This window comes from Brasilonema bromeliae SPC951 (assembly GCF_012912135.1).
Lineage (GTDB): Bacteria > Cyanobacteriota > Cyanobacteriia > Cyanobacteriales > Nostocaceae > Brasilonema > Brasilonema bromeliae.
In genome coordinates, this window is sequence record NZ_QMEB01000026.1 from 25,895 (window position 1) to 37,223 (window position 11,329).

Annotated in this window: 8 protein-coding genes and 1 pseudogene; 6 read left to right on the forward strand and 3 right to left on the reverse strand. The window is 42.6% G+C overall.

Annotated elements, in window-relative coordinates:
• The 5 genes and pseudogenes from DP116_RS05550 to DP116_RS05570 all read left to right on the forward strand — a co-directional run.
• Positions 1 to 122, forward strand: a pseudogene (locus DP116_RS05550) (UDP-glucose 4-epimerase GalE); the annotation flags it as partial.
• A 278-nt stretch (positions 123 to 400) separates the two neighbouring features.
• Positions 401 to 2,125 carry a GTPase HflX gene (hflX, locus tag DP116_RS05555; RefSeq protein ID WP_169154223.1) on the forward strand — a complete coding sequence of 575 codons (1,725 nt, stop codon included), beginning with the start codon at positions 401 to 403 and terminating at the stop codon, positions 2,123 to 2,125.
• A 29-nt stretch (positions 2,126 to 2,154) separates the two neighbouring features.
• Entirely contained in the window at positions 2,155 to 2,958 is an 804-nt protein-coding gene (locus tag DP116_RS05560; RefSeq protein ID WP_169154224.1) for a phytanoyl-CoA dioxygenase family protein, read from the forward strand.
• Positions 2,959 to 3,200: 242 nt separating this feature from the next.
• A complete protein-coding gene (locus DP116_RS05565) occupies positions 3,201 to 4,100 on the forward strand; it encodes an isoaspartyl peptidase/L-asparaginase family protein (protein WP_169154225.1) in 900 nt (299 codons plus the stop codon).
• 177 nt (positions 4,101 to 4,277) lie between these two features.
• Positions 4,278 to 5,558 (forward strand): ATP-grasp domain-containing protein, encoded by a 1,281-nt coding sequence (locus tag DP116_RS05570; protein WP_169154226.1) that lies wholly within the window; start codon positions 4,278 to 4,280, stop codon positions 5,556 to 5,558.
• 237 nt (positions 5,559 to 5,795) lie between these two features.
• Here DP116_RS05570 and DP116_RS05575 read toward each other — a convergent pair whose 3' ends face one another.
• Positions 5,796 to 7,217, reverse strand: a complete 1,422-nt coding sequence (locus tag DP116_RS05575) for a 2-succinylbenzoate--CoA ligase (protein ID WP_169154227.1) — start codon at positions 7,215 to 7,217, stop codon at positions 5,796 to 5,798.
• Positions 7,202 to 8,404, reverse strand: coding sequence for an o-succinylbenzoate synthase (locus DP116_RS05580; RefSeq protein WP_169154228.1), 1,203 nt, complete (start codon positions 8,402 to 8,404; stop codon positions 7,202 to 7,204). The genes DP116_RS05575 and DP116_RS05580 overlap by 16 nt, the downstream gene beginning before the upstream one ends.
• A gap of 117 nt (positions 8,405 to 8,521) precedes the next feature.
• On the opposite strand from DP116_RS05580, the gene DP116_RS05585 reads away from it, so the two are divergent.
• Positions 8,522 to 9,937 (forward strand): isochorismate synthase, encoded by a 1,416-nt coding sequence (locus tag DP116_RS05585; protein ID WP_169154229.1) that lies wholly within the window; start codon positions 8,522 to 8,524, stop codon positions 9,935 to 9,937.
• Here DP116_RS05585 and DP116_RS05590 read toward each other — a convergent pair.
• A partial coding sequence (locus DP116_RS05590; RefSeq protein ID WP_169154230.1) for a hybrid sensor histidine kinase/response regulator occupies positions 9,929 to 11,329 on the reverse strand: 1,401 nt, incomplete at its 5' end. The two genes, DP116_RS05585 and DP116_RS05590, sit on opposite strands and share 9 nt — an antisense overlap.

The window sequence follows — 11,329 nt, forward strand, 5'->3', positions numbered from 1 at the left end:
CCCTATTTTAGTTGGCAGAAGCGACAAAGCAACTAAAATTTTAGGTTGGCATCCGCAGTATCCAAACAAGCGAGGAAATTATCGACCACGCTTGGCAGTGGCATCAAAAACGGCATGGATAAAAAAGAATTCAGGAGCCAGAATTAATGAGAACCGAGAAGCCCGGTTTCGCAAGAGTTACCGGGCTTCTGAGCAAAAATTGCTATAAAACTGATATCACGTTTGGTTAATGAACCTGAAGAAAAAAACTTCTAAAAACTTCAGTTTTTTCCTTGAGGACTTTAGTCCTCACTACAAACTTTAGATTAATCTACTTATTTCCTTTGGTAGATTAAATGAAAATTGAAAAACAGATAATTAGAATGAAACAGGTGAAATCACCTTTTGAATTGTTAGTTTTATGCAAAATATTTACGGAAATCTTCAGGGGATAAAATCGAATCAAATCAAGTTATTACAGCGGCTTTACGAGGAACGACAACCGAAAGATAGATTCATTACGCTGGAATTTGCCCAAGCCTTAGGTGAAATCAGTACAGAAATCCATCAGCCGATTTGTTGTTATATTAATCGGCGCGGACAAGTTATCAGAATTGCTGTGGGAACGCCAAGTCAAACCCAAATTCCACCTCAAGAATTACCTCGCCATAGTGCGGAACGGTTGAGCGGAATTCATTGTGTTGCGACTCAATTCAAATCAGAGCCACCTGATGAAGCAGCATTGATTGCAATGGTACGCCAGCGCTTAGATGCTTTGGTGGTGCTATCCTTGGCTGACGGTGAAGGTGGAAGACACAAAAAAGCAGCCACTAGCAATGTTAAAGAAGCTTTCATCGCTAACCTTGTCCCCAATGCTGAAAAGCCTTGGGAGATTTCTCCTCCCCTAAGTTTAGATGACTTAACAGAGCAAGACTTTGACGACTTAGTTGGTGAATGGGAAAAGGAGATTTCTGACTCTGGCGATAGCATGTCATTCCAGGACATTGTATCTGACCAGGATAAAGTGCTGCTGGTGGGATTGAAGACAGATGATATTTCTCAACAACGGTTTGAAGATGGACTGCAAGAACTAGTTCGTTTGGTAGAAACTGCTGGCGGAATTGTATCAGACACAGTGGAACAAAAGCGAAGTCGTCCCCATCCGCAAACTGTTGTCGGTAAGGGAAAAGTTGAAGAAATCGCTTTTCAAGCTCAAAAGGTGGGAGCTAATTTAATTATCTTTGACCGAGATATTTCGGCATCACAAGCTCGCAACTTAGAAAACGAGATTGGTATGCGAGTTATAGATAGAACGGAGGTAATTTTAGATATTTTCGCTCAACGCGCTCAATCCCAAGCGGGTAAATTGCAGGTTGAATTAGCCCAACTTGAATATATGCTGCCACGGTTGCGCGGTCAAGGTCGGGAAATGTCCAGATTAGGTGCTGGAATTGGTACTAGAGGACCTGGTGAAACTAAATTAGAAACAGAAAGACGAGTTATTCAACGGCGAATTGCTCAGTTACAGCAAGAAGTAAACCAACTACAAGCACATCGCGATCGCATTAGACAACAGCGACAAAGGCAAGAAATTCCTGTTGTCGCATTAGTTGGTTACACCAATGCTGGTAAATCCACTTTGTTGAATGTGTTAACTAATGCGGAGGTTTATACAGCAGACCAACTATTTGCCACCCTTGACCCGACAACGCGCAAGCTGGTAATTACAAATCCAGAAACTCAAGAACGCAGAACTATTCTGCTGACAGATACTGTCGGTTTTATTCACGAACTTCCACCAGCGCTAATAGATGCTTTTCGCGCCACTCTGGAAGAAGTCATTGAGGCAAATGTGTTGCTTCATGTGGTGGATTTGTCCCATCCAGCTTGGGAAAGTCATATCGCAAGTGTAGAGGAAATACTTGCAGAAATGCCTGCTATCCCAGGAAAAAGTTTGATTGTCTTTAACAAAATTGACTCTGTAGATAGCGAAACTTTAGCAAAAGCGCAACAAGAATATCCTGAAGCGGTATTTATTTCCGCAACTAAGCGCTTGGGTTTAGAGACTTTAAAAGGGCGAGCGCTGCAACTAATTGACGAAACCGTTGCCACGTCAGAACTACAGAACGCAGTTACACAAAGCTAGAAGTTGTGGATTCTGTCTAAAATCAAGATATGATGACAAGACGCTACAACCCTCAACAAATAGAATCGTTCACCCAATCGGTACTGAACGACGGCTTCTGTGTGTTGCCCAATCACTTTTCTCCAGCAACACTCAAGGCTTGGCATTCTGCTTTCATCCCCAAGCTAACTGAACATATCGCCAGCGAAGGACACCTGCGTAATCGAGGTACAGCCCGCTATTATGTAACTTTGCCTTTCGCCGCTCCATTTGCTGATACTAGTATCTATGAAGATGAAGATCTCCTGGATATTGTGGAACGCTTGGTAGGCGCTGATTTCGTGATGTGCCAGTTGGCGACAGATACGCCTTTGCTACATTCAGAGTATCAAGACATACACCGCGATACTTTGCCACTCTTCCCCGAAACTGGTATGGAAACACCGCCATATCAGCTAGCAGTCAACTTCCCACTGGTAGACGTCACCTTGGAAAACGGACCGATGGAGATTGCGCGGGGTACGCACATGATGTCCAAAGAAGAAGGATTACGCCGTATAGAGTCGGGTGAAATTAAGTTGGAACCCGTAACTATGCAACTGGGAGACGTAATGATTCGCGATGTGCGTGGTCTTCACCGTGGCACACCTAACTACACAGAAACGCCGCGTCCAATGGTCGTAATTGGCTATAGCCGTCGCTGGCTGTTTCGTCCGGAGGTGTCTATCCAGATACCGCGTGCTGCTATGACCACACTATCCGAACGAGGTCGTCACTTATTACGCTTTAATCCGATTGTCGAATCACTTGACGAATTTACCGGAACTGAGGTTTATCAGTCGTTCGCTTACTAGTAAGCAAACGATTGCATTTACTCCCTTCCCACTACAAAATTACCTATCTTCTTTTTTCTTACTTCGTGTCCTTCGCGTCTAGCCTTCGGCAACGCCAAGGGCGAACGCGGTTCGTTAAATAGGTATTCTTCTGACGGGAAGGGAGTAAGAACGCAATATCAAATTATAACTTTTGTGGGATGGGCATCCTGCCCGTCCTAAATATGCAGTCAGACAAAATTCATAATCAAAAAAGGAAATTTATGACATTAGCTATTATTGTTCACGGCGGAGCAAAAACCATCTCAGAAGACAAAGTTGCAGCCAATAATGCAGGCTGCACAGCAGCAGCAGAGGCTGGTTGGGCAGTCCTGACAAGTGGGGGTACTGCCGCAGAAGCCGTTGAGGCAGCCATCCGCGTTCTCGAAGCTGACCAGACCTTTAACGCCAGTCTTGGCGCGACTCTCAACACCGAGGGAGAGGTGGAGCTAGACGCGGCGATAATGGATGGATCTTCTTTAGGTTGGGGAGCAGTTGCAGCAGTTCAGGGTGTGCGTCATCCAATCTCGGTGGCACGGAAAATTATGGATGAAAAACCCCGGATGTTAGTGGCGCGGGGTGCAGAACGCTTTGCCGCCGACAACAAAGCGGAAATGTGTAAAAAAGAAGACTTAATCGCTGATGAGCAGTGGGAGCAGTGGAAGGAGGATCAAGAAGTTCTGGATCGCCCCAACACCGTTGGTTGTGTGGCTTTGGATGCTAACGGTATCTTAGCTGCTGGCACCTCAACTGGCGGCACTACGAATCAGCAAGCCGGTCGCGTCGGCGACACTGCTCTTGTCGGCTGTGGCTTGTACGCTGACAATCAACTCGGCGCTTGCTCAACCACAGGTGATGGTGAGTCGATTATCCCGGTGGTTCTGGCTAAAACTGCGATTGACTTTCTAGATGGAGATAGACACCCAGACGAGGCAGCGCAGAAGGCGATCGACACTTTGAAATCTAAGGTTACAGGAGAAGCTGGGTGTATTCTCTTAGACCGTCAGGGACGAGTTGGTTGGGCGTATAATTCATCACATATGGCTTGTGCTTACATGACCACGGCACAAGACGAGGTGGCTGTGTTTACCAAAAAAGAAGCTGCTTTGTCTCATCAAATGTGATGGGTTTAGGGTATTGTAGAGAGGCGAAATATCAAGTCTCTACAGAACGTCTAGGCGTTACTCAAATTAGTGCGGAATTTTTGACCAATCGTTTCTGCTTGCAGATAGAGGAATCAAAATTTCGCAACTAATACCTTAGGTGATTGGGTCTTGAAAACAGTTTAATTAAAACTAGATATGAACTCAAAATACGACTTTCAGTACTTTCAAGGGAGTTATTTATCTAATCTGTTTGCTCAAGACATTACAGATGCACGTTATGCGTTCATCCTAAATTACCCTGGGACTGCCAGTTGGGCAGCTTACCCCAATAGAAAAAAATACTTTATTCAAGACGGTAGTAGTGAAGCGACCAAAACCTCCTTCGACAAGATTTGCCAGAAGGAACCTTGGAAAAATCTGGCTGTGTTAGGCGACACCCTTCCAGGAATTGTGATTATTTCACCGCCAAAGTTACTGATTGACTACTGGCAGGAGCATTTTGGGTTCAGCCACTCCAATATGAATATGGAGATGATGGATTGCTCAACTTATCTGAATGACCTCAATCAGAGCGAACGCACGGACAAACTCATCACTTTATTTCCCTTTGATAATCTGCAACCAGAAAAACACGCCGTTAATCCAGATACCCACTACCGCTTGCTGAGTAAAGTAACCCTAGCCGAGTTAGGAGTGCAATGTCCGAAATACTCAAGCTACAATTTGCACACCCAGAGTCTCGAAGACATTGAGTTACCACAATTCCCATACTTAATCAAAACGTCCCACGGACTTTCAGGAGAGGGCACTTATATTATCAAAAGCGCCAGCGATCTTAACTACTGCCTTGAAGAAATCAGGAAATATCTTGATATCAAGTTGCTCGATACGATTATTGTCTCAGAGTTCGTCAAAAATCAGGTGCAGAACTATTGCGTGCAATTCTATGTCAACAAAGCGGGAGACATAACACTCATCGGCACCACGAGTCAACTCGTCACCCCAGAGGGCAACTATTTAGGGGGACTGATTCACTACCGCGAAACTGACATGAGCAAGTTCTACGAGATGATTGCTGCTATTGGTCAGTATGCTCATAAGCTTGGGTATTTCGGTGTTATTGGCTTCGACGTGTTGGAAGACCAAGACGGAGAATTTTATGTAATTGATGTTAATTTCCGAGTCAATGGTTCAACTGGGCTGTGCTTGCAGCGCCATACCCTACTGTCCCTTGGAAAGGAGGTGGCTAAATATTCGAGTGAGTACCGCATGGATGGGACGTTGGACTCGATTTTAGTAACCCTGAAACCACAACTGGATCGCAAAGACTTTATCATTTTATCAGCTTTAGAGAAAGTCAAATACGGAAAAATCTACACCGAAATTTACGGGATTGTGACTGGACAGACAATCGAGGAAATGCAGCACATCGAGCAAAAGTTACAAAATAAGGGATTGCAAATGAGCTTCGTTTAGCGTGAAATAACCTAGCCATACATGCTCATAGCATTTCATAGTCGAGAGCAAGAAGCTGGTAGATTGCACAAAAAAAGTATTTTTGCTGAGGAATCTACCTGAAGCTCTATGGTAGAGCCTAGACCGTCGGACATAGGACATAGGACATAGAGCATACTTTGAATTATAAATCATTTTTAATTTGAGCGTGCTCGTGGGTCAAGAGTGAAAAATTAAAGATTTTTTATTTTCCACGTTTTATATTTCATCAGTGAGCCTAGTTTGTAGAAATTTTGTGGCTATTTGCTGTAGCTGTTGGCGATTGATTTTACCTTGAGAGTTGCGAGGTAAGGTTTGTACAGGAATCCAATTTTTAGGAATTTTAAATTTGCTGAGTTTATCTTTCAGCAGATTTCGGATTTCTATATCAGAGGTATTCGAGTCTTTGGGGATGTAAATTGCTGTGACTGCTTGTCCCCAGAGTTTATCTGGCATACCGATGACACAAACATCTGCTACCATTTTTGTTGCTCTAATAGATGATTCAACTTCTATTGGATAGACATTTTCACCGCCTGTTATAATTTTGTCGCTGTTACGTCCGACGATATGTAAATAACCTTTGTTATCTAAAAAACCCAAATCATCTACTTGTAAATAAGCCGGATTCTCCCAAATGTTAGGATAGTATCCTAGGGCGAGAGCTTGAGAGTAGATTGTGATGTTTCCGATTTGATTTGAATTCAATTCCTCGCCTTGCTCATTGCAAATTTTTATAGAGGCATGGGGGAGAATTTGAGTACAGTTATCTTTACCATTAAGAAATTCATCTGGTTTGAGGGTGGCAATTTGGGAGGCGGTTTCCGTCATGCCATAAGTGGGAGATAAGCGAATATTGTAATATCTTGCTTTTTCAAGAAGTTCATTCCACGCTGGTCCACCTCCTAATAGTACGGTTTTAAATTGGGATAGCCACTGAGTTAATTCTGGATTTTGTAGCAGACGCTGTAACTGTGTTGGTACTAAAGAAATAAAGGTTTTTGATGGTTCTATGTTGTCTACTTGACGATATTCTAATTCTTTGAATGACAGAATAACTAGTTTTCCACCAGTCGTAAAGGAACGCATAAATTGCATTAACCCGCTGACGTGATAGAGCGGTAAGACACAAAAAGAATTAACATGATTAATCAAAAAATGTTCTGTAAATCCTCGCACGGATGCCATTAAAGTTTCCCAGGTGTGAATGGCAAACTTAATCTTTCCTGTTGAACCACCCGTGGGAATCATGATGAGTCCTGAGTGAGGTGATGGAATGATAGGAATTTGGAATTTGGAATTGTTTTGTCCCCAATTTTTAGTTCCAAGTCCCCAAATTAAATCTGGCTCGACTAAATCAAAAACTTGTTGCCATTCTTGTTTTGTCCAGTCGGGGTTGCAGAGAAAAACTGGACAACGGGCGGCACAAGCCGCCAGAAAACCTGCTAAAAAACGCACTGGATCGCGTTCAGCTAGGAGAATTTTGATTGGTGTGCCTCGATAATATGAAAACTGGGTTAATTCTAAATAGAGTTGTTCGGTTAATTGAGCAAATAAATGGCTATCATGACAAATGAGCCAGTCATTGGAGAGAGACTGGCAAGATGCATTCTGCACAAAATTTTCTAAAGTTTTTTCCATAATTCTTCGGGCGTTGTCTCTTGTTGAGCAAACCAATGGTTGACACCAAAACCCACTGCTCTGTTACGCTGAGGAGGACACTTCCGTGCGGGGGTTCCCCAACGCCAGACGCCTACGGAGGGAAACCCTCCTGCAGCGCTGGCTCCCGTTGAGGAAAGTGTCCGTGATAATTCGGCTGCGATCTGGAGTGCGGCTTGTCTACCAATTGCGGTTTCAAACACGGATGAAAATACAGCATCAATTTTATGCTGTTGACAAAACTGACGCAGACGTGCTGGTGAACCGACTATACCAGGCTTAATCACAAAAATTTCTCGCCAACCTTGTTGGAAGCATGTGGCGAGTTGGTTGAGTGTGGCGACAGATTCATCTAAGGCGATCGCCGTCTGGTAACAATGACTCAACTCCAACATCGCCGCAAATTGATCCACAGACAAAGGCTGTTCAATAAATTCAATTTCTAAGCAAATTTCTTCATTTGCCTTGATATTATCGCAATTTACGAGCCATAACTGAGCTTCTTCATACCTCAGTCCACCGTTCGCATCTAATCGTAGTTTTGCAGAGGCTGGTAAAGTTTGAGAGAGTAATTCAAAAATTTCTAGTTCTTGAACAATTGGATAAACGCCTATCTTCCACTTAAAGGTACGATATCCCTCCTTCCACAGCTTTTGCCACGCCTCTAGCGCCACTTCCCCAGCTGGTAATAAAGCGCTATAGCTTAATGTCTCAATTTTTATCAGATCTTGTACCAGTCCCAACAACCGCCTAGGGTTTAAAACCCCAGGCTCATAGCCCAAGTCGTCTAAAGACGACTGTCCAAGGTTTGTAGTCCATTTTAATGGACTTGGGCTATAGCTGTAGAAATTAATTTCCGGGCGGGTGAGGGTGCTAATCGTTTCCCAAGCAGACTCGAATCCAAATTGACACGAGGGTAACTCGTCAGGAATAGAGAAAATCGTCTCTTGTGTGATTTCCTCTGGAAGCTGACGGCAAAATTCTAAAGCTTGTTCTAGAGTTTCTGAACCAAACCAACTGATGGGTGCAATTTCCCCCCAGCCGATTTTTCCTGTTTCATCGGTGAGACGAAGAATAATTCCTTCGCGGATATCCCAAATGCCATGACTTGTCATGAGCGAAGTCACAAATTTTTGCTGATAAGGACGAAACTCAAATCGATATCGCATTATAAGCTTGTCAGTGCAGGTAAAAAGGTAACTGTTTTGTGTTACCTGTAGAAATACGACCACGAAATATCATTCTTTTGGAAGTTAACTTAAAGAAAATTTACTCTTTCTAGATCCATGACAGTTTCTTCATGTAATGCTGACTTTTTTGTTTATAATAAGGAACTATACTGTTTTCTTTTAGCTGTTCAACAAAACTGCATTAAGAATAATGACACGCAAATTGCAAGCTTCGCGCTAGACATTGACTGGGTTGACCCCTTGGTTGTACTTGATAAATTAGCACAGCCAAATAAGGTTAGTTTTTATTGGGAAAATAAAAGAAAAAAGGAAGCCCTGGCTGCTGTTGATGCTGTCGCGAAAATAGAAATTGCAGGGAAAGACCGTTTTGCAAAATCAGAAGAGTTCATCAAAGAATGTGTTAAAAATATAACTAGCTTTTCTAGAACGAATCAAGCTTTTTTTGGAACTCGATTTTTATGTAGTTTTAGTTTTTTTGATCAAAATAGCCAAGCAGATTATCCATTTTCTGCAGCTACCATATTTCTTCCACGTTGGCAAGTGGCTGTTAAAAATGAGCGTTGCGTGTTGGTTTTTAATACAATTATCAATGCTGACACAAATATTCAAAGAATATTGCAAAGTTTATCGAGAAAACTAGAAATTATCAATTCTTTAGAATCCAACTCGCAAACTCTTGATTACTCTTTGCCGAAATTTAGTCATAAATCTGTTGCAAATCCTCAACATTTCAAGTGTTCCGTCTTGTCAGCTTTGGAAAAAATCCAGTCTAATGATTTAACTAAAGTTGTCTTGGCGGATATACTAGATGTTAGGTCAAATGCTCATTTGAATGTCATAAAATCTTTAAATAACCTGAGACAGTTGCATCCTAATTGTTATGTATTTTCTCATAGTAATGGTAAAGGACAGAATTTTATCGGGGCAAGTCCGGAACGTTTAATTAATATTCAAGAACAACAGTTAATGACTGATGCTTTGGCTGGTTCTGCGCCACGGGGTAAAACACCTGGTGAGGATGCGAACAATGCGAGTCGTTTGCTCAATAGTGAGAAAGAAAGACACGAACATTCGTTAGTGATTGATTTTATCACTCAACGTCTCTCTCAACTAGGTTTACTACCTCAAGTCTTAGCACCCCGCTTGCGACAATTATCTAATATTCAGCACTTGTGGACACCTATCAGCGCAGGAGTTCCGGCTGATGTTCATCCTTTAAAGATAGTTGCTCAACTGCATCCTACACCAGCGGTTGCAGGTACTTCCCAGGAAGTTGCTTGTCGGGAAATTCGTCGTTATGAAAGCTTTGAAAGGGGTTTATATGCTGCGCCGCTTGGATGGGTAGACTTGGAGGGAAACTGTGAGTTTATTGTTGGAATTCGTTCAGCACTTATAGATGGCGATCGCGCCAGACTCTACGCCGGTGTTGGTATCGTTGCTGGTTCCGATCCCGATAAAGAACTCGCAGAAGTTCAACTCAAACTACAAGCGTTGCTAAAAGCATTAGTTTAGTATTTTGTCCAATGTTTGTAACAATTGCTTAACAGTGTAAGGCTTTAATAAAAATGTTTCAACACCAAGAGGTTGCGTCAATTGCTTATTGTCTGCAAGTCCACTTGCAGCCATAATCTTGACATATGGATTCATTTTTAGCAAAGTACGGATGGTGGTTAAACCATCCATAACTGGCATCATCATATCCATAAACACGAGTTTAATTTCTTCTCGATTTTGAGCATATGATGCAATTGCCTCAATGCCATCACAAGCTGTTAACACTTTATAGTTGTAGTTTTGGAGCGTAATTTTGGTAATCTCTCGAATTTCAGCTTCATCATCTACCACCAAAATCAATTCTCCATTTCCTGTAGGCAATTCCAAAGATTCTTCTAGCGGCGTTTGGTTTTCTAAAACTGCTTTTAAAAAGACTTTAAATTGTGTTCCTTTACCAACCTTGCTAGAAACACTGATAAAACCGTTATGGCTTTTCATAATACCAAGCACAGTTGAAAGACCTAGTCCTGAACCTTTTCCAACCTCTTTGGTTGTAAAGAAAGGCTCAAAAATTCTATCCAATACTTCCGGGGGCATACCAATTCCAGTATCCTTGACGGTGATGACAATGTGGGGTCCAACAGTTGCATCAAGATTCATGCGGGCATAGTTTTCGTCAATCAAGAAATTTTCGGCACAAAGACTCAAAACACCGCCTTTTGGCATCGCATCGCGAGCGTTAATAACTAGATTCATCAGCACTTGATGCAGTTGGGTCGCATCTCCAGAAACAGTCCAAAGATTTGGTGCAATATCAGTGCAAAATTCGATAGATTTGGAAAATGTTTGTTTGGCAAACTGCTCAATTTCTGATATCAAATGCTTGATTTGTAAAATCGTGCGCTTACCTTCGACACCGCGTGCAAATGATAGCACTTGCCTAACCATAGCTGCACCACGTTGAGCGTTTGTTTCTAATGTCTCAAGAAGCTGCTGGTTGCGCTCATCAGAAATTCTCATCCGCAAAAGCTGAGCCGACATCAGCATGGGAGCCAGTGTATTATTGAGATCGTGGGCAATACCGCTCGCAAGCGTACCGAGGCTTTCCAGTCGTTGAGCACGAAGAAACTGTGTCTGAAGTTTTTTCTTTTCTGTGATGTCGGTGTTTACAGTCAAGATTGATTTTGGGTTCTCGTGTTCATCGCGCACGAGTGTCCAGCGAGTTTCAACAATCACTTCCTTGCCATCTTTTCGGATCTGGCTCAATTCACCATACCACTGACCTGTCAAGTTAACTTGAGACAAAGCCTCTTGGAGTTGCGAATAAATTTTTTTATACAAAAGCTCATTAGCATTTTTACCCAAAGCGTCTTTTGCTTTCCAACCGTAAACTCGTTCAGCGCTTCTGTT

Excerpts from the sequence above, each read along its gene's own strand:
- hflX (WP_169154223.1), top strand. The coding sequence starts at position 401 with ATGCAAAATATTTACGGAAATCTTCAGGGGATAAAATCGAATCAAATC.
- DP116_RS05560 (WP_169154224.1), top strand. The coding sequence starts at position 2,155 with ATGATGACAAGACGCTACAACCCTCAACAAATAGAATCGTTCACCCAA.
- DP116_RS05565 (WP_169154225.1), top strand. The coding sequence starts at position 3,201 with ATGACATTAGCTATTATTGTTCACGGCGGAGCAAAAACCATCTCAGAA.
- DP116_RS05570 (WP_169154226.1), top strand. The coding sequence starts at position 4,278 with ATGAACTCAAAATACGACTTTCAGTACTTTCAAGGGAGTTATTTATCT.
- DP116_RS05575 (WP_169154227.1), bottom strand. The coding sequence starts at position 7,217 with ATGGAAAAAACTTTAGAAAATTTTGTGCAGAATGCATCTTGCCAGTCT.
- DP116_RS05580 (WP_169154228.1), bottom strand. The coding sequence starts at position 8,404 with ATGCGATATCGATTTGAGTTTCGTCCTTATCAGCAAAAATTTGTGACT.
- DP116_RS05585 (WP_169154229.1), top strand. The coding sequence starts at position 8,522 with ATGACAGTTTCTTCATGTAATGCTGACTTTTTTGTTTATAATAAGGAA.